Origin of the sequence: Nocardia sp. NPDC059691 (genome assembly GCF_042733915.1) — a bacterium.
Classification (GTDB): domain Bacteria; phylum Actinomycetota; class Actinomycetes; order Mycobacteriales; family Mycobacteriaceae; genus Nocardia; species Nocardia sichangensis.
Genome location: NZ_JBHWFB010000004.1, coordinates 433,862 through 452,394 on the forward strand (window position 1 = coordinate 433,862; position 18,533 = coordinate 452,394).

16 protein-coding genes are annotated in these 18,533 nt (G+C 68.8%); 8 read left to right on the forward strand and 8 right to left on the reverse strand.

The window, feature by feature from the left end; translation table 11 throughout:
- The first annotated feature begins 144 nt into the window (after positions 1–144).
- Positions 145–2,964, forward strand: coding sequence for an aconitate hydratase (locus ACFV2O_RS12290; RefSeq protein ID WP_355070871.1), 2,820 nt, complete (start codon positions 145–147; stop codon positions 2,962–2,964).
- A 111-nt stretch (positions 2,965–3,075) separates the two neighbouring features.
- Positions 3,076–3,642 (forward strand): TetR/AcrR family transcriptional regulator, encoded by a 567-nt coding sequence (locus ACFV2O_RS12295; RefSeq protein ID WP_039798681.1) that lies wholly within the window; start codon positions 3,076–3,078, stop codon positions 3,640–3,642.
- A 6-nt stretch (positions 3,643–3,648) separates the two neighbouring features.
- On the opposite strand, the gene ACFV2O_RS12300 is transcribed toward ACFV2O_RS12295, so the two are convergent.
- Together ACFV2O_RS12300 and ACFV2O_RS12305 are read right to left on the reverse strand one after the other, a co-directional pair.
- Positions 3,649–4,443: a hypothetical protein gene (locus ACFV2O_RS12300; protein WP_379251850.1), complete on the reverse strand. Its 795-nt coding sequence runs from the start codon at positions 4,441–4,443 to the stop codon at positions 3,649–3,651.
- Between the two features lie 159 nt (positions 4,444–4,602).
- The gene (locus tag ACFV2O_RS12305) at positions 4,603–5,109 is read right to left on the reverse strand and encodes a MarR family winged helix-turn-helix transcriptional regulator (protein ID WP_379251851.1); all 507 of its coding nucleotides are present in this window, start codon (positions 5,107–5,109) and stop codon (positions 4,603–4,605) included.
- A gap of 72 nt (positions 5,110–5,181) precedes the next feature.
- On the opposite strand from ACFV2O_RS12305, the gene ACFV2O_RS12310 reads away from it, so the two are divergent.
- The 3 genes from ACFV2O_RS12310 to ACFV2O_RS12320 all read left to right on the forward strand — a co-directional run bounded on the left by ACFV2O_RS12310 (position 5,182) and on the right by ACFV2O_RS12320 (position 7,497).
- Positions 5,182–5,685, forward strand: coding sequence for a cupin domain-containing protein (locus tag ACFV2O_RS12310; protein WP_379251852.1), 504 nt, complete (start codon positions 5,182–5,184; stop codon positions 5,683–5,685).
- Positions 5,686–6,067: 382 nt separating this feature from the next.
- On the forward strand, positions 6,068–6,523 hold the full coding sequence (locus ACFV2O_RS12315) for a hypothetical protein (RefSeq protein ID WP_355070863.1): 456 nt from the start codon (positions 6,068–6,070) through the stop codon (positions 6,521–6,523).
- 44 nt (positions 6,524–6,567) lie between these two features.
- Positions 6,568–7,497, forward strand: coding sequence for a hypothetical protein (locus ACFV2O_RS12320; RefSeq protein ID WP_356961855.1), 930 nt, complete (start codon positions 6,568–6,570; stop codon positions 7,495–7,497).
- 343 nt (positions 7,498–7,840) lie between these two features.
- On the opposite strand, the gene ACFV2O_RS12325 is transcribed toward ACFV2O_RS12320, so the two are convergent.
- Positions 7,841–8,071: a helix-turn-helix domain-containing protein gene (locus ACFV2O_RS12325; protein WP_355070859.1), complete on the reverse strand. Its 231-nt coding sequence runs from the start codon at positions 8,069–8,071 to the stop codon at positions 7,841–7,843.
- A gap of 81 nt (positions 8,072–8,152) precedes the next feature.
- Entirely contained in the window at positions 8,153–9,784 is a 1,632-nt protein-coding gene (locus tag ACFV2O_RS12330) for an ABC-F family ATP-binding cassette domain-containing protein (protein ID WP_356961853.1), read from the reverse strand.
- Between the two features lie 167 nt (positions 9,785–9,951).
- Here ACFV2O_RS12330 and ACFV2O_RS12335 point away from each other — a divergent pair, with 167 nt between their 5' ends.
- The gene (locus tag ACFV2O_RS12335; RefSeq protein WP_355070855.1) at positions 9,952–10,716 is read left to right on the forward strand and encodes an SDR family oxidoreductase; all 765 of its coding nucleotides are present in this window, start codon (positions 9,952–9,954) and stop codon (positions 10,714–10,716) included.
- A gap of 22 nt (positions 10,717–10,738) precedes the next feature.
- Here ACFV2O_RS12335 and ACFV2O_RS12340 read toward each other — a convergent pair whose 3' ends face one another.
- Complete coding sequence (locus tag ACFV2O_RS12340; RefSeq protein WP_379251853.1) at positions 10,739–11,512, reverse strand: hypothetical protein; 774 nt, start codon at positions 11,510–11,512, stop codon at positions 10,739–10,741.
- 106 nt (positions 11,513–11,618) lie between these two features.
- Entirely contained in the window at positions 11,619–13,829 is a 2,211-nt protein-coding gene (locus ACFV2O_RS12345) for an MMPL family transporter (RefSeq protein WP_379251854.1), read from the reverse strand.
- A gap of 456 nt (positions 13,830–14,285) precedes the next feature.
- Here ACFV2O_RS12345 and ACFV2O_RS12350 point away from each other — a divergent pair, with 456 nt between their 5' ends.
- A complete protein-coding gene (locus tag ACFV2O_RS12350) occupies positions 14,286–15,398 on the forward strand; it encodes a lycopene cyclase family protein (protein ID WP_379251855.1) in 1,113 nt (370 codons plus the stop codon).
- A complete protein-coding gene (locus ACFV2O_RS12355; RefSeq protein ID WP_379251856.1) occupies positions 15,395–16,378 on the forward strand; it encodes a Ku protein in 984 nt (327 codons plus the stop codon). Before ACFV2O_RS12350 ends, ACFV2O_RS12355 begins: the two co-directional genes overlap by 4 nt.
- Positions 16,379–16,411: 33 nt before the next feature.
- Here ACFV2O_RS12355 and ACFV2O_RS12360 read toward each other — a convergent pair whose 3' ends face one another.
- Positions 16,412–17,023 carry a hypothetical protein gene (locus ACFV2O_RS12360; RefSeq protein ID WP_379251857.1) on the reverse strand — a complete coding sequence of 204 codons (612 nt, stop codon included), beginning with the start codon at positions 17,021–17,023 and terminating at the stop codon, positions 16,412–16,414.
- Positions 17,024–17,122: 99 nt separating this feature from the next.
- The gene (locus ACFV2O_RS12365) at positions 17,123–18,454 is read right to left on the reverse strand and encodes an NAD(P)/FAD-dependent oxidoreductase (protein ID WP_379251858.1); all 1,332 of its coding nucleotides are present in this window, start codon (positions 18,452–18,454) and stop codon (positions 17,123–17,125) included.
- Positions 18,455–18,533: the final 79 nt, after the last annotated feature.

The following is an 18,533-nucleotide window of genomic DNA, read 5'->3' on the forward strand; positions in this document are numbered from 1 at the left end:
CCCCCTGGTGTTTCACAGGACAAGCGTACTGTTAAGGTCGTAGGCGCGAGGAACCAGCGCCGGAGCGGCGCCGGAGCACCTCCGAAGACTCGGCCGCCGGCACAGCCCCGCCGGTGGCCACCCGCACAGACGAGTGGAGCTGACGTGACGACAAGTATCGATACTTTCGGCGCCAAGGGCACCCTCGAGGTGGGAAGCAACTCCTACGAGATCTTCCGCCTCTCCGCCGTGCCCGGCACCGAGAAACTCCCGTACGCACTGAAGGTCCTCGCGGAGAATCTCCTCCGCACCGAGGACGGCGCCAACATCACCGCCGATCACATCCGCGCCATCGCGAGCTGGGATCCCACGGCGCAGCCGAACACCGAGATCCAGTTCACGCCCGCCCGCGTCATCATGCAGGACTTCACCGGCGTGCCGTGCATCGTGGACCTGGCCACCATGCGCGAGGCCGTGGCCACCCTGGGCGGCGACCCGGACAAGGTGAACCCCCTCGCCCCCGCCGAGATGGTCATCGACCACTCCGTCATCATCGACGTCTTCGGCCGCGCCGACGCCTTCGAGCGCAACGTCGACATCGAATACCAGCGCAACGGCGAGCGCTACCAGTTCCTGCGCTGGGGCCAGACCGCGTTCGACGACTTCAAGGTCGTCCCGCCGAGCACCGGCATCGTGCACCAGGTCAACATCGAGCACCTGGCCCGCGTCGTCATGGTCCGCAACGGCCAGGCCTACCCCGACACCTGTGTCGGCACCGACTCGCACACCACCATGGTCAACGGCCTCGGCGTCCTCGGTTGGGGCGTCGGCGGCATCGAGGCCGAGGCGGCCATGCTCGGCCAGCCCGTCTCGATGCTGATCCCGCGCGTCGTCGGCTTCAAGCTGACCGGTGAGATCCAGCCGGGCGTGACCGCCACCGACGTCGTGCTCACCGTCACCGACATGCTGCGCAAGCACGGCGTGGTCGGCAAGTTCGTCGAGTTCTACGGCAAGGGCGTGGCCGAGGTGCCGCTGGCCAACCGCGCCACCCTGGGCAACATGAGCCCCGAATTCGGTTCCACCGCAGCGATTTTCCCGATCGACGACGTGACCGTCGACTACCTGCGCCTGACCGGCCGCTCCGACGAGCAGGTCGCGCTGGTCGAGGCGTACGCCAAGGAGCAGGGCCTCTGGCACGACGCCGACTCCGAGCCCGCCTACTCCGAATACCTCGAACTCGATCTGAGCACCGTGGTGCCGTCCATCGCGGGCCCGAAGCGCCCGCAGGACCGGATCCTGCTGTCGGAGTCCAAGATCGCGTTCCGCAAGGACATCCACAACTACACCAACGACGCGGAGAGCGGCCCCGCCGCCGACACCCCGCACAGCAAGCTGGACGAGGCCGTCGAGGAGTCCTTCCCCGCGAGCGACCCTGCCGTGTTGTCCTTCGCCGACGACGGCGCCGAGTCGCTGGTGTCGGCCGCCAACGGCGCCGAGGGCCGTCCGTCCAAGCCGGTGACGGTGCGCAGCGAGGAGTACGGCGACTTCGTGCTCGACCACGGCGCCGTCGTGGTCGCCTCGATCACCTCCTGCACCAACACCTCCAACCCGTCGGTCATGCTCGGCGCGGCCCTGCTGGCCCGCAACGCGGTGGAGAAGGGCTTGGCCCGCAAGCCGTGGGTGAAGACGTCCATGGCTCCTGGTTCGCAGGTGGTCAACGGCTACTACGAGAAGGCGGGCCTGTGGCCGTACCTGGACAAGCTGGGCTTCAACCTGGTCGCGTTCGGTTGCGCCACCTGCATCGGCAACACCGGCCCGCTGCCGGAGGAGATCTCCAAAGCGGTCAACGACAACGACCTCACCGTCACCGCGGTGCTGTCGGGCAACCGTAACTTCGAAGGCCGCATCTCCCCCGACGTGAAGATGAACTACCTGGCCTCCCCGCCGCTGGTCATCGCCTACGCGCTCGCGGGAACCATGGACTTCGACTTCGAGAACGACCCGCTGGGCAAGGACACCGAGGGCAACGACGTCTTCCTGAAGGACATCTGGCCTTCGCCGCAGGAGATCCAGGACACCATCGACCGGGTCATCAGCCGCGACATGTTCCTCGAGGACTACAAGGACGTGTTCCGGGGTGACGAGCGCTGGCGCAGCCTGCCCACCCCGGAGGGCAAGACCTTCGAGTGGGACGCCGAGTCGACCTACGTGCGCAAGCCTCCGTACTTCGAAGGCATGCCGCAGACCCCGGAGCCGGTCACCGACATCAAGGGCGCCCGGGTGCTCGCGCTGCTCGGCGACTCGGTCACCACCGACCACATCTCCCCGGCGGGCAACATCAAGCCCGGCACCCCGGCCGCGCAGTACCTGGAGGCCAACGGCGTCGAGCGCAAGGACTACAACTCCTACGGCTCGCGGCGCGGCAACCACGAGGTGATGATCCGCGGCACCTTCGCCAACATCCGGCTGCGCAACCAGCTCCTCGACGACGTCTCGGGTGGCTACACCCGCGACTTCACCCAGGAGGGTGGCCCGCAGGCGTTCATCTACGACGCCTCGCAGAACTACCAGGCCGCGGGCGTCCCGCTGGTCGTGCTCGGCGGCAAGGAATACGGTTCGGGCTCCTCCCGCGACTGGGCCGCCAAGGGCACCAGCCTGCTGGGTGTGAAGGCCGTCATCACCGAGTCGTTCGAGCGCATCCACCGCTCCAACCTCATCGGCATGGGCGTCATCCCGCTGCAGTTCCCGGCGGGCGAGTCCGCCGCGTCGCTGAAGCTGGACGGCACCGAGACCTTCGACATCGAGGGCATCACCCAGCTCAACGAGGGTGCCACCCCGAAGACCCTGAAGGTCACGGCCACCAAGGAGAACGGTGACAAGATCACCTTCGACGCGGTGGTCCGCATCGACACCCCCGGCGAGGCCGACTACTACCGCAACGGCGGGATCCTGCAGTACGTGCTGCGCAACATGATCCGTGCCTGATCGCGCCACCTTCGGTGGCGCGTGTTCGCGCCACTGAAGTCTCGTGTCGGACAACCCCCGCGTCGGTCTACCGCCGACGCGGGGGTCCGTGTTTCCCCGCTGGAGGATTCCGTGCCCAAGGTCAGTGACGATCACCTCGCCGCCCGGCGCAGCCAGATCCTCGACGGAGCACGCCGCTGCTTCGCCGAGTACGGCTACGACGGCGCCACCGTGCGCCGCCTCGAGGAAGAGATCGGGCTGTCCAGGGGAGCCATTTTCCACCACTTCCGGGACAAGGACGCGCTGTTTCTCGCCCTCGCCCAGGAAGACGCCGAACGCATGGCCGATGTCGCGGCCAATCAGGGCATCGTGCAGGTGATGCGCGACATGCTCGCCCACCCCGAGCAGTTCAACTGGCTCGGAACGCGTTTGGAGATCGCCCGCAGGCTGCGCACCGACCCCGAATTCCGGGCGGGCTGGACCCAGCGTTCGGCCGAACTCACCGCCGCCACCTTGGCCCGCCTGGAACGTCGTAAGGCCGCGGGCGCGCTGCGCGACGATGTGCCCACCGACGTGCTGCTCGGCTACCTCGACCTCGTCCTCGACGGTTTGATCGCCCGGATCGCCTCCGGCCACACCAACGAGAACCTTTCCGCCGTATTGGATCTGGTCGAGGCGTCGGTCCGACGCAAGCAGTGAGGGCGGCTAGTACGCCGCGTTGAGGTACTCCGCGGCGTGCGTGGTCCACAGCACGTTCGTCCCCGGCATGTTCCGTCCGGAATAGAGCACGTGCTGACCGTCGGGCCACGGGGTCAGATAGCCGATGACGCCGCGTACGGCCGTCGTGTAGCGCTCGAGGTTCCCGATCGGGTCGCGCAGCAGGACTTCGAGCAGTTCGGCGAAGATCAGCGGCGCGACGTTGCCGATCCGAGCGCCCTCCACGAACGAGAACGGCGAGATACCCACGTCGATGACGCGCAACGGCGAATCCGCGGGCGACGCGGTGATGATGTCGCCGGGATTCGCGTACTCGCGGACGTCGATCGACGCGGGCCACGCGCCGCGCTGCCCGTGCAGGCCGAACGTATTCGCCGGGCAGAGGTTTCCGACCGACTGCCCGGCTCGGCGCAGCGGGTTGGCGATGTTCACCACGAAGGCGATCTCCAGCGGCGTTCCGTCGGTGTTCTTGTACTTCCCGGACCGCACGCCCTCCAGGATCCGGCTGGCGCAGATGCCGCCGAGCGAATAACTCAGCAGGCCGCAGACGTTCGGCGAGTCCTGGATCGCCCGCACGCCGGCGGCGATGCCGAGCCGTACCGACGTCTCCAGCGAAGGACCCCAGACCTCCGGCACGGGGCCGACGGAAGCGGGCCAATCCGGTTCGAAGCAGCTGAATTTCCCGGTGTCGAGTAGTTTCACGACGTCGTGCAGCATGCCCGCGGGCGTTCCGTCGGAGTTGCGCGGCTCCCCGGTGCCGCGGAGAGTGATGATGTCGATCATCGTGGCCTCCTTGCCCACCGCACCGACCCCTTCGGCACGGAATCTCAAGGTAGAGCAGGGACGCCCACTCGGCACGAGTATCGGGCTACCTCATCGCGGCACGAGTTCGCCCAAGTAGAGCGCGATTCGGCGGATCGAAGGATGCGTGAGCTACCGCGGCTACGCGTCCGGTTCCATGCTGCTGAGCAGGATTCGCGCGAGCCGGTCCAGTTCCCGTCGCTCCCCCGCGGTGAGCACGGACAGCATCCGCGCCTCGTTCGCGGTGTGCTCGGTGACCACGGTGTCGACCAATTCCCGTCCCGCCTCGGTGAGGCCGACGCGCACCGCCCTGCGGTCCCGCGCGTCCGCGACGCGCCGCACCAGTCCCGCCGACTCCAGCCGGTCCAGCCGTCCGGTCATGCCCGCCCTGGACAACATCAGCGTGTCGGCGAGCACCGACGGGCTGAGTTCGAACGGCGCGCCCGAACGACGGAGCGCGGCGAGTACGTCGAATTCGCCGCGCTGCAGGCCGTGCTTGCCGAACACCGCCTCGATCTCACGCTGCGCCACCACCAACAGCCTGCCCAGACGTCCGGCCACGGCCATCGCCTCGAGATCCAGGTCGGGTCGTTCCCGCTGCCACTGCGCCACGATCGCGTCCACGGCGTCCGTTTTCCGCTCGGTCATGGACAGGATCTTATTCGGCACGATATAGTTCGCTAGCAAATTATCAATCACCGAACTAATACGGAGGCTCCGATGGCCATTCCCGCGCCACGCAAGGACGTCGCGATCCGTCAGCCGCAGGATGCGGAGACCCTGCGTACCACGTCTGTCACCATGCGCCTGCTGATCGATGCCAAGGAGGCGGGCGGCGGGCTGAGCACACTCGAGGTCGACATGGACCGTGGAGCGGACGGCGCGGCGCCGCACTATCACACGCTTTCCGACGAACTGTTCTATGTCGCGGACGGCGAACTGCAACTGCTCGCCGGTGACCGCATCGTCACCGTCGGCGCGGGTGGTTCGATCGTGGTCCCGAAATTCATGCCGCACGCCTTCGGCGCCGCACCGGAGAGCACGGCACGGATCCTCATCGCGCTCACGCCCGGCGTGCAGCGCTTCGAGTACTTCCGGCTGCTGGAACGAATCGCCGCGGGCGAATCCCCGATGACCGATCTCGCCGCCGCTCAGGACGAGTTCGACAACCACTTCGTCGACGCCCCCGCTTGGTGGGCGGAGCGCAACGCGAACCGGAAGTGAAGTCGGCGCCCCTCCGAATCCGCTCGCGGGCAATCAATTCGGAGCGAGTCGAGCACGGCGCGGCGCGGGAGGAAATACGATGCCGCACAGCAGCCGTCGTCGCGGGCCACCTGCGCTCAGCAGGACGAGAGTACAGATGCACAGCCGCCAATATCGGGCTATGAGCAGCATCCGCGCCTCACGGGAGATTAGCTTCTCGATTGCCATCTCAGTATTTCCAGGCTACCGGAAAACTTTCGGTACTCGGGCGTTATGAATCGGAATTCGGTTTGCCACAGGCCGGGAAATCTCGCGATCCGAGCCGATAACGCCGCTCATCGCGATATGATCGCTCACACGCTTGGGGGTCGTGGCAAATCGCGAGCAGATCGGAGAAACGGCTATGACCGACGCAATCCACCTTCCCGGGACGACGCCGAGGGGTGACCGCGTTCCTCCGCTCCAGGGTCTGCTGGTCGCGGAATCGGACCGGCAGATCAGCGTGCGCGTCGCCGAGGGAACGTGGACCTTCAGTCGGTCCGATGTCCTGCGCGTGGTCGATTCCGCGGCGCCCCACGCCGATCAGGACGGGCGCCCGGTGCTGGTGGACATTCGCGCGGGCGCCACCGCCGATTTCACCCGCAGGCTGCGGATCGACCTGGTCGATCGGCCGATGACCATCCCGGAGTCACCGTCGGAGGCGCTCGGCGACGAGCAGTTGCGCCGGCTCACCGAAACCTGGGCCGACCGGCTGCAACTCGTCGACTGCCCGGGTGCGAGCGGTGCGACGTTCACCTACTGCCAGACCAAGTCGATGAACGGCAGCGACGACGGCATCAACTGCGACAGCCTCGACTGAGCGGCAGGCGGATGGCCGCACGCCGGCGCGGTTCGGTCCTGATCGTGTCCGAATCCGATGATCTACACGCCACCGCGATGGCGGCGACGCTGCGAGAACACCACGGGCTCGGCCCGATCCACCTCGACCTGCGCGATTTCCCCCAGGAGTCCGGCAGCTTCCGGCTGGACCGGCTCGGCACCACACGCTCGCTGTCGCACCTGATCGGCCTCGACGACGTGCGGTCGGTGTGGTGGCGGCGCCCGCATCCCGCGCGGGTGCCCGCGGGTGTCCGCGCCTCGGACAACGAGTTTCGCCAGGCCGAGTGCGACGGATTCATTCAAGGGCTGCTCTGGTCCATCCCCGCTCACTGGGTCAACGACCCGGGCGCCGACCGCACCGCGGCACGCAAGATCGTCCAGCTGGAGACGGCGCTGCGGGCCGGGTTCGCGGTGCCGGAGACGTTGATCACCAACGATCCGGACGAGGCGCGCAGCTTCGTCGAATCCCGGCCCGGTCCGGTGGTTTACAAGCGCACCGGCACCAGCCGGGCGGAGTTCGCCGAGACCAGGATCATCTCCAGGGACGATTTCGGCAGGCTGGCCGCGATCCGCTCGGCGCCGACCACCTTCCAGGACTACGTCGACGCCACCTGCGATCTGCGCGTGGTGTGGGTGGACGGGGTCGAATGGACCGTGCGCATCGACTCCCAAGCGGGCGTCGGCAAGGTCGACTCCCGCTTGGACACGTCGGTCGATTTCGCGCACGATCACCTGCCCGCCTCGGTGAGCAAGTCACTGGCCACGCTGATGGGCGCACTCGGATTGTCCTTCGGCGTGCTCGACATTCGGCTCGGCCGTGATGGCGAGTACTACTTCCTGGAGGTCAACCCGCAGGGCCAGTTCGCCTACCTGGAGATCAAGACCGGGCTGCCGATCTTTCGCAGCTTGGCCAACCTGCTGGTGGACGGTGACGGCATGGTGGAGGGCTACTGAACCCGGTCACAGGTCCGGCGGCACGATATCGAGACCGGGAACGCCACGGTATGCGGCAACGGCGGCCCCGCATTCGCCGCGCAGCGGCGCTCCACCGGACGACAACAGCAGCCGAAGCCCGTCGCTGGACGGGGTCCCGCGCGACGACCAACGGCGCGAGCGCCGCTGAATTGCGTTGCGTTTCCACTCGATCGCCGAGATGCGCCCGAGGACCTGGCATCGACGCCGCCGTGCAGCTCGGCGAGGTAGACATCCAGTTCGGGGGCGTCGACGTCGATCCGGTTGGGGGCTCCGCCCGGGGCGGCCGCGTAGCCGTCCGGCGGCAAAGCACGCCGTTGCGGCGCTATGGGCTCTTGCGGCGATTGGCTCCACCCCGGCTGCGGAGCTGCACATGCGACTCCACGAGGACGTTGTGGATGAAACCGTAGGAGCGGCCGGTGGACCGCGCCAGTGACCGGATGCTCGCACCGGCCTCGTACTGTTTCTTCAACTGGGTTTGTAGGCGATCGCGTGACTTGCCGGTGACGCGTGTGCCCTTACCCAATGTGGCCTTGCTCTGTGGCCTGTCGCTCATGGCTTCCTCCGAGTCGCCGAGCAGCGTCTTTCCAGGCTAAGCACTCAGCAGGCCGTGATCAACGGGTACCTGTGATGAATCTCACGCGAGCTGAATAAGTTCCAGATATTCGGCCGACCAATGGTCTTCTGTCCCGTCCGGGAGCAGGATCACACGTTCCGGAGACAACGCCTCCGCTGCACCCGGGTCGTGGGTCACGAGCACCACCGCGCCCGCATAGGTGCGCAAGGCGTCGAGAACCTGTTCCCGCGACACCGGGTCGAGATTGTTCGTCGGCTCGTCCAGCAGCAACACGTTCGCCGCCGAGGAGACCAGTCCGGCCAGCGCGAGACGGGTCTTCTCACCGCCCGAGAGCGTGCCCGCGGGCTGGTCGAGCTGCGGGCCGGAGAACATGAACGCGCCGAGCAGGCCGCGCAGCTCCTGCTCACCGGCGTCCGGCGCGGCGTGGCGGATGTTCTCCCACACGGTGGCGTTGTCGTCCAGGGTGTCGTGCTCCTGGGCGAAGTAACCGACCTTCAGACCGTGCCCCGGCACCAGACCACCCGCCGTCGGCTGCTCGACTCCGGCGAGCAGGCGCAGCAGCGTCGTCTTTCCCGCGCCGTTGAGCCCCAGCACCACCACCCGGCTACCGCGGTCGATCGCGAGGTCGACGCCGGTGAAGATCTCCAGCGAGCCGTAGACCTTGGTCAGGTTCTCCGCCATCAGCGGCGTCTTGCCGCAGGCGGCGGGCTCGGGGAACTTGATCCTGGCGACCTTGTCGGCGACGCGCACGTCGTCGAGTTCGGCCAGCAGGCGATCGGCGCGCTTGGCCATGTTCTGTGCCGCAGTCGCTTTCGTGGCCTTGGCGCCGAGCTTGGCCGCCTGGGCGCGCAGCGCGCTCGCCTTCTTCTCGGCGTTCGCGCGTTCCCGCCGCCTGCGCTGCTCGTCGGTGGCGCGCGCGTCCAGGTACTTCTTCCAGCCCATGTTGTAGACGTCGGCCTCGCCGCGCACCGCGTCCAGGAACCACACCTTGTTCACCACGTCGGCGAGCAGGTCCACGTCGTGGCTGATGACGATCAGGCCGCCGTCGTGGTTCTGCAGGAAACCACGCAGCCAGGTGATCGAGTCGGCGTCGAGATGGTTGGTCGGCTCGTCCAGCAGCAAGATGGTGTCCGACCGCCCGCCGCTGCCGTCGGAGGCGGCGAACAGGATGCGCGCCAATTCGATTCGGCGCCGCTGTCCGCCGGACAAGGTGCGCAGCGGCTGACCGAGCACGCGGTCGGGCAGACCCAGGCTGTGGCAGATGCGCGCCGCCTCGCTCTCGGCGACGTAACCGCCCAGCGCCGAGAAGCGTTCTTCGAGCCGGCCATACTTGCGGACCGCCTTCTCCCGCTCTTTGTCGTCGGCGACCTCGGCCATCAGCGCCTGTTGCTTCTCCATCTCCCGGATCAGCGTGTCCAGGCCGCGCGCCGACAGCACCCGGTCGCGGGCCAGCACGTCGAGGTTGCCTTCGCGCGGATCCTGCGGCAGATAACCGATATCGCTGGAGCGCAGGATCTTGCCCGCGTACGGCTCCCCCTCGCCTGCCAGGATGCGCAGCGTGGTGGTCTTCCCCGCGCCGTTGCGCCCGACCAACCCGATCCGGTCGCCCGCCTGCACCCGAAGCGCCGGTCCGGGAGCGGACAGCAGGGTGCGGACTCCGGCCCGGACCTCCAGGTCGGTCGCGGTGATCACAAACTTCTCCTCGCGGATCGTGGTGCTGGACGCGTGCTCGATTGTGCGACCCGACGCGCACAAGAACCACCGATTTTACCCGGGGCGCAGGGTGCGCCCGCATACCAGCACCCCGCATGTGACGGCGATAACGGCCCCCGCGGTGGCCTGCGCTACCGTGCGATGCCATGAGTACCGATCTATTGGGCAAGAGCGCTCTGGTCACGGGGGCCAGCCGTGGCATCGGCAAGGCGGTCGCGGCGGAGTTGCTCGCCCGCGGCGCGAACGTGCTGATCACCGCGCGGAAGAAGGATCCGCTGGAGGAAGCCGCAGCGGAGCTGCGCGAACTGGGGCACCAGGGTCAGGTCGTCGCTCTGGCGGGCAACTCGGGCGTCGCCGAGGATCGATCCGCCGCGGTCGAACGCGCGGTCACGGAGTTCGGTTCGCTGGACGTCCTGATCAACAACACCGGCATCAACCCGGTCTTCGGCTCCCTGATGGACGCCGACCTCGATGCCGTGCGCAAGATCTTCGACGTGAACGTGGTCGCGGCCCTGGGCTACATCCAGGAGGCGTACAAGGCGTGGATGCGCGACCACGGCGGCGCCGTGGTCAACGTGGCCAGCGTCGCGGGCATCCGCTCGACCGGCGTGATCGCCGCCTACGGCGCGTCCAAGTCCGCGCTGATCCATCTCACCGGTGAGCTCGCCTGGCAGCTGGGGCCGAAGATCCGGGTGAACGCGGTCGCGCCGGGCGTGATCAAGACGAAGTTCGCCGACGCGCTGTACTCGACCGACGAGGAGCGCGCCGCGAGCGTGTACCCGATGAAGCGGCTGGGCAGCCCGGAGGACGTGGCGCGCTTGATCGGATTCCTGGTCTCCGACGAGGCGGCGTGGATCACCGGCGAGACGGTCCGGGTGGACGGCGGGCTGCTCTCCACGGGCGGAATCTGACCGCGAACGGGAGCCGCCCGCGCTAGCGGAACGCCAATGCGCCGATGGTGTCGGCGTGCCGGTAGCGCAGGTACTTCTCGACGGCCGCGGCGTCGACCGCGCCGGTGGCCGTCGCCAGCGTCACCACCACGAATTCCTTCTCGCTGCCGTCCTTCCACTTGCCGGTGGCGTAGCCCTTCAGGTAACTGCCCGGACGCAGCGCGAGGTCGGCGTCGGTGAACCGGCCCTTCGCCGCGGCGGCCCGGCCCTCGTCGGCCATGCCGAGCACGAACTGCGTGAACATCAGCGCGCCGCCTTCGGCGCGGTACACCAGCTCCGCCGCGTAGACGCAGCCCAGACCGGTGAGTTTGCCCGCCGCCTCGATGGGGTGGCAGTCGGCGTGATCGCGGCCGTCGACCCACTCGGCGTGCAGTTCGACGCGATCGAACCGGAAGTCCCAGTCCTTCGCGAACTCCGTGTAACTCAACCGGCCCGCCGAAGGGCGCGCACCACGCGACGACGGGCTCGCCGGTCGCGTGCTGGTACCGCCGCCCGCGCGGGTGGTCGCTTCGGCGGTGGCGACCGCGGCTTGCGGGTGCCCTTCCTCGCGCGGCGCCGGCGCCACTCCGATGCCGACCGCGACCAGCACGGCGACGACGCCGATCACCAGCGCGACGACCACACCGGTTCGGGACTCGGGCGGCGGCGGCAGGGGCGGCGCTTCCCACTCCGGCATCGGGTACGCGCTCGGCGGGGACATGCTTCCCCAGTCCGGCGCGTACCGCGCGTCCTCCGGTTTCCCGGACGGATAGGTCATCGCGGTCGCCCTCCCACATCTCCCAGCAGCCGTCCCACCCCGCGTGGGCCTCCCCGAGCCGCCCGAGCGACCCTATCCGATCGAGCCTGCCCCGATCGCCCCGAAATCAGAGCCGGACCGGCTGGAGCCAGTCCTCGCGCCCCGCGGTCGCCGGAGCGGCAGGAGCCTCCTCGATTCCGAACCGCTCGTGCAGTCGGCGCAGCGGGCCGGGCGCATACCAGTTCCAGTGGCCGAGCAACTCCATCGCCGCGGGCAACAGGAAGCCGCGCACCAGCGTCGCGTCCACCAGCACGGCGAGTGGAAGCCCGATGCCGAATGCCTTCATGAAGGTGATGTCCGAGGCGAGGAAGCCGAGGAAGACCAGTGAGATCAGGACGGCGGCGGCCGTGACGATCCGGCCGATCCGCTCCAGTCCGGACGTGACGGCCAGCGCGTTGGACCTGGTGCGCAGGTACTCCTCGCGGATGCGGGCCAACAGGAACACCTGGTAGTCCATGGCGAGACCGAACGCGACGCCGAACAGCATCACCGGGACGGTCGGCGGGAGGTCGCCGGTGACGGTGAAGCCGAGCAACCCGGACAGGTGCCCGTCCTGGAAGATCCAGACCAGCGCGCCGAAAGTCGCGGTGAGGCTCAGGAAGCTGAGCACGACGGCCAGCAGCGGCAGCACGACGCTTCCGGTGAGCAGGAACAGGACCACCACCATGATCAGCACGACGAAGGCCAGCGCGTACGGCAGCGCCGAGACGACCGAGCCGATCGCGTCCGTGTTGGCCGCCGCCACGCCGCCGACCAGCACCGGCGAGGCGGCGGGCGTCCCGCGCACGTCGGCGGCGATCCGATCCAGCACCGTGGGATCGGTGGTGTCCGGGACCACCGTCAGATAGGCGGCGTTCTCGGCGCGGAAGCGGTCGGCGGCCGCGGTTGGCGCGACGAGCAGACCGCCGTGGCTGTAACTGCCGGTGACGGTGTCGACCCGGCGGACGTCCTCGATCTCCGACAGCTCACGAGCGTAGGCGTCCAAGCCTGCGGCGCTGTAAGCGCTTTCGGGCAGCACTACGAACAGCCCGTTCTGCTCGGTGGCGGCGAAGTCGCGCTGGATGGTCTCGGTGACCTGGCGGTTGTTCATCGACTCAGGCAGCGACCGTTCGTCGGGGAAGCCGAGATTCACTCCGAGGAACGGCGCGCCCAGTACGAGCAGCAGGGCGGTGACCCCGAGGCCGATGGGCACCGGCCGCATCATCACGAACCGCGCCAAGCGGTGCCAGGCGCCCTCGCCGGGTGCGGGACGGGCCGCGCGCAGGAACCACCACAACTGACCGTTGTCGATCTTGGTGCCGAGCAGGAACAGGATCGCGGGCAGCACGGTCAGCGACACCGTCGCGGCGATCACCGCCACGGCCAGGCCCGCGTAGCCCATCGACCGCACGGCCAGCAGCGGGAAGAACAGCAGGCCCGACAGCGCGACGGCGACCGTGACGGCCGAGAACGCGACGGTCCGGCCCGCCGAGCGCATGGTGGCGGCCACCGCGGCGGCGGGCTGCTGACCGGCGACCAGCTCGTCGCGGTAGCGGCTGATGATCAGCAGGCTGTAGTCGATCGCCAAGCCGAGGCCCAGCAAGGTGGCGACGTTGGTCGCGGTGGCCGCCAGATCGGTGACGCTCGCGATCAGCCACAGCGCGCCCATGGTGATCATCACCGTGATCATCGCGACCACCAGCGGCAGGCTGGCGGCGACCAAGCCGCCGAACACCAGCAGCAGGGCGATCAGCGTGACCGGGAATGCGATGGATTCGCCCAGAACGACGTCTTTCTCGCTCTGCTGCACCGTCTCGTGCAGCAGCATGGCGTAGCCGCCGACGCGCACCTCGAGTGGGCCGTGGGTGCCGCCGAATCGGTCGGCGAGATCGCCCACCCGCTTGTCGACGTCGGCCTCCTCACCGAGGATGCTGGCCACGATCAGGCCCTTGGTCCCGTCGGTGCTGCGCAGCGCGGGCGATTTGTCGGTCCAGTACGACGTGACGCCCGCGACGCCGGACTCCGACTTCAGCTCGGTGACCAGATTCGTCGCCGCGGTGGCCGTGGCGTCGTCGTCCACCGACCGGCGAGTCTGCACCAGCAACACGAAATTCGGGGTGGCCTCGCCGAAGGTGTCGCGCAGCACCGCGGTCGCCCGGCTCGATTCGCTGTCGGGGTCGATGTACCCGCCGCCCTGCACTTTGTCGAACAGCGTCGCGCTCAGCGTGCCCATCGCCAGTGCGAGCACCACGAACACGGCCAGGATCCACCGGCTGCGCCGCCTGGTCAGCTCGAACACTCCGTCTACCCCTAACTCGTTCCGGTCGTGCCGCTTTCGCGCTCGGACTCCAGCGGTCGCCGGTCGGCAACCTGCCCGGCGTGCCATCCGCGGCACGCCGGTGCGCCGACACCTGACACTCGGCACCGGAGCCGGATGCGTACGCCAGCGCCCCGGCATCCTAGCAACGCGGGACAAACTGCGGTGAGCCCGAACACATTCCGTCGGTGCGCCCGGTCCGGCCACCTGCCTGCACGCTCCGGCATGGGAAGGCAACCGAGCCAGGCCGGACGCACTTCCGCACGCGGGGCGGGCGATCCGGAACCCGCGACAGCTTTCGCGAAACGTTCACTTCGCGGGTCCGGACCTCCGCGCCGGAACGTGTTCGACGCGTGGCTGTGCGACGCTCCAGCGAGCAGATGGGAGGCTCGAACCCATGCATCGCAACACGCTTCCTCGGATCCGGACGAGCCCGGCATGAAGCCGGACGTGGTCGTCTGCGGGCTCGGCCCGGCCGGACGCGCCCTCGCACACCGGGCAGTGGAGCGCGGACTCACGGTCACCGTGGTCGATCCCGCGCCGGAGCGCCGGTGGACCGCCACCTACGCGGTGTGGGCCGACGAACTGCCTGATTGGCTGTCGCCTCAGGTCGTCGCGGCGACGGTACCCCGGCCGATGGCCTGGGGAACGCGCGCTCACCGATTGGACCGCCCGTACGTGGTGCTTGACACCGCCCGGCTGCAAAGGTCGCTGCACCTGGCCGACGCGAGCGTGGTCTCCGAGCGCGCGATCGATGTCGGCCCCGAGCGCGTGACCTTGGCCTCCGGCGCGACGATCACCGGCGGCCGGGTGGTCGACGCGCGCGGACTCGCCCGCTCGCCCGCCCGGGCAGAGCAGACGGCCTACGGCGTCATCGTGGACGCCCGGCGCTGCGCCGGGCTCGAACCGCTGTTCATGGACTGGCGTCCGGACAACGGCGCCGCCCCCGAGGCGCCGCGTTCGTTCCTCTACGCCGTTCCGCTGGACGACGAGCGGGTGCTGCTCGAGGAAACTTGCCTGGCCGGCCGGCCGGCCTTGACCGGTGCGCAACTGCGCACACGCTTGTGGGAGCGCCTCCGCGCCAGAGGCGTCCCGCTCACCGGTGACGAACCCGTGGAGCATGTCCGTTTTCCGGTGCAAGGAGGCCGTCCTGGGTCGAGCAGGTTCGGGGCCGCCGGCGGGTTCCTGCATCCGGCGACCGGGTACAGCGTCGGCGCCGCGCTGTCCGCTGCCGACGCGGTGGCCGAGGGCCGGGACGTATGGCCGGCCGCGGCGCGCGTCGTCCACCGGTTGCGCGGCGCCGGGCTGCGCGCGCTGCTGGCGTTGCCGCCCGATGATCTCCCGCTGTTCTTCGACACGTTCTTCGCGCTTCCCCCGGACGCGCAACGCGCGTATCTGTCCGGCCGCACCGACCTCGCCGGCACGGTCGCGGCGATGAGCGCACTGTTCGCCGCGCTCCCGGGACGGCTGCGTCGGCGTGTCGCGACCGCGACACTCGGAGTTCCGGTTCCCCCGCGCGGTCGGTGGGCTTCGGCAATGATGGGGGTATGAGATCGATCTGGAAGGGCTCGATCGCATTCGGGCTGGTGAACGTTCCGGTGAAGGTGTACACCGCCACCGAGGACCACGACATCCGGTTCCATCAGGTGCACGCCAAGGATGGAGGCCGGATCAAATACGACCGCGTCTGCAGCGTGTGCGGCCAATCCGTCCAGTACACCGAGATCGACAAGGCCTACGAGTCGCCGGACGGCGACAAGGTGGTGCTCAGCGACGAGGACTTCGCGAAATTGCCGGTAGCGGAGAAGCACGAGATACCGGTGCTGCAGTTCGTGCCGTCGGAGCAGATCGATCCGATCCTGTTCGAGAAGAGCTACTACCTGGAACCGGACTCCAGCACGCCGAAGGCCTACGTCCTGCTGGCCAGGACGCTGGAGCAGATCGAACGCACCGCCCTGGTGTACTTCACGTTGCGGCAGAAGACCCGGCTTGCCGCGCTGCGCGTACGCGAGGGCATTCTGGTGGTCCAGACGCTGCTGTGGCCCGACGAGGTCCGCTCCGTGGAGTTCGAATCCCTCGACGGTGTCGCCGAGCCCAGGCCGCAGGAGATCAAGATGGCCGAGACGCTCGTCGAGGCCATGTCCGACGACTTCGATCCGGAGCAGTTCACCGACGAGTACCAGATCGAGCTCAAACGCCTGCTCGACGAGGCGATCGCCAGCGGAACCGGCAAGGTGCCCGAACAGCCGGAGCTCGCGCCGAGCGGGATGGACGCCGAGGTGGTCGATCTGGTCGCCGCGTTGCAGCGCAGCCTGGAGGCCAGCGGGCGCAGGACGGCGGGCGGCGATGGGGCCGAGCCGAAGAAGACCGCGAAGAAGGCCGCGGCCAAGAGCGCCGAAGGCAAGAGCGGCGCCGCCAAGAGCACGGCAGCCAAGAGCACGGCGTCCAAGAGCGGCGCGTCCAAGAGCGCGGCGAAGAAGACGCCTGCGAAGAAGGCGGCCAAAAAGGCTCCGGCTCGCAAGGGCGCCTGATCTTCCTACGGCGGGGCCGCCACGACCGCCGAATCAGTCTTGTGCCGCGCGCTGCCTGCCCTCTTCGAAGAACTCCAGCAGGGCCGCGACGGTGTTCACCGCGGTGCGGGGCCGGAGCGCGCCGAACGGCGCGTTCCAGAAGTCGCCGGCTCGCGGGGTCCACGGCCCGATGTAGGCGTAGGGCCCGGGATGAGCGTCATCTCCCGGCGAAACCCCGTAGTTCACCTCGTCGACCGTGCTCGACAGATCGAAATGCTCCGGCCACAGCACCGGTGTCACGCCGGACGCCAGGCACCGCAACGCCTTGTCCCCCAGCGCGAACCAGTCCTCGATCAGCCCCGCCGCCGAGGGATCCACTTCGATCGCCGAATCGGTATCCACGCCGGTGGTGTCCGCGTACACCCCTTCCGGCGGCCCGGGTTCGAAACCCGCGGCCTCGGCGACCTCCCGATACGTCCCCTTCAGCCGCGCCCGCCCTTCCGGCCACACCAGTTCCTCCCCGACCACCGAAACCGGCCAACGCACACCGGCGAAACCCCGGTGCACGACTGCCAACCGAATGGTGCCGAATTGTCGATACTGCGGCCCGGCGATCAGCAACTCCGCGACCGCGTGCAGCCCGACGCGCGATCGCCGATATGTCATCTCATCCACCCCCGAATCATCTCCACTGCCGCCGCCCCACCGCACGGGTTCGGCAGGAAGCGGCCGGTCGCCTCGCGCTGTCAGGAAGACGGTCGCCACTCACCCTGATTTCGCGGAAATCCCCTCGCTGGCGCCGAAGCTGGCTTCCTCGTGACTGACCAGCCCCAGCAGGGCGAGGGGGCGGGGTGTGACCGCGATGGTCAGGTAGGAGACCGTGATCGCCCAGCGGTTGACCGCTCGCGGCACGGCGAACGTATGGTAAGCGCGGGTCACCGCCTTGGCGGGCAGGCCGGACAGGCGGATGCCCATCGGGTTGGCGACCGCGAAGCGCGGCCCGAGGTCGACGACCAGACCCAGGTCGCGGTGCTTGTAGTCGGCGGCCGTGCCGATGCCCAGGCTCGCCGCGACGTTCCTGGCCAGCGTCTTGCCCTGTCGCGTAGCGTGCTGCGCGGTGGGCGGAGTGATCCGGCCCGGCTTGGTGAGGTCGGGCACCGCCGCCGCGTCGCCGCCCGCGAAGACGTCCGGGTGGCCGGGCACGTTCAGTTTCGCGTCGACGACCAAGCGGCCCTTCTCCAGCGGCAGGCCGAGCGTGCCGAGCACCGGTGCGCCGGTCACACCCGTCACCCAGGCCACCGTGCGGGTGGGCACCACCGTGCCGTCGGTGAGCACGACCGAGTTCTCGTCGAGTTTCGTCAGCGAGGTCTCCAGCCGGATCTCGATGCCGCGTTTGCGCAGCACCTTCAGCACCTTGTCACTGAGCCGCTCGCCGACCTCGGGCATCACCCTCGGCGCCGTGTCGAGCAGAAGGAAACGCACTTCGGCGGGGTCGAACCCACGGCGCGCGGCGTAGGCGTCGGCGAGGGCGCGCAACTGCGCCACGAGCTCGGTGCCCGCGTAGGACGCCCCCACGACCACCACCGTGCGGCGCGCGCGCCGCACCTCGGGGTCCTCCTCGTCGTCGGCGAGTTCGAGCTGGCGCAGCAGCTGCTCGCGCAGGTACAGCGCTTCGGCGACGGTCTTGAGCCCGCGCGCGTGCTCGGCCAGACCCGGTATTTCGAACAGGCGGGTGACCGACCCGGGCGTGAGCACCAGCCGATCCCATGACAGCTGCCGCGGCGGATGATGCTCGTCTTCCACCGTGATCGTCTTGTTCCGCAGATCGACCGACCTAGCGTTCGCCACCACCAACCGGACCCGCGGCAGCGAATCCGCCAGTGAGATGGCGACGAACCGAGGGTCGATCAGGCCACCGGCCACGTCCGGCAGCAGCGGCGTATAGAGCATGTAGTCGTTGGGCGTGACGAGCACGATTTCGATGTCGCGGTTCGCCTTGGCCACGATGCGGCAGAGCTTCTGGGCGCAGGTGAACCCCGCGAACCCGCTCCCGACGATCACGACCCGCTGCGGGCTCGCAGTGTTCCCATCCGGCACGGAGACCTCCTCGGTGTCAGCTCCCCGACGCGATTCCCGCTCAGGCACATCCGAAACCGCGCTACCGGTCGCCCGTGGC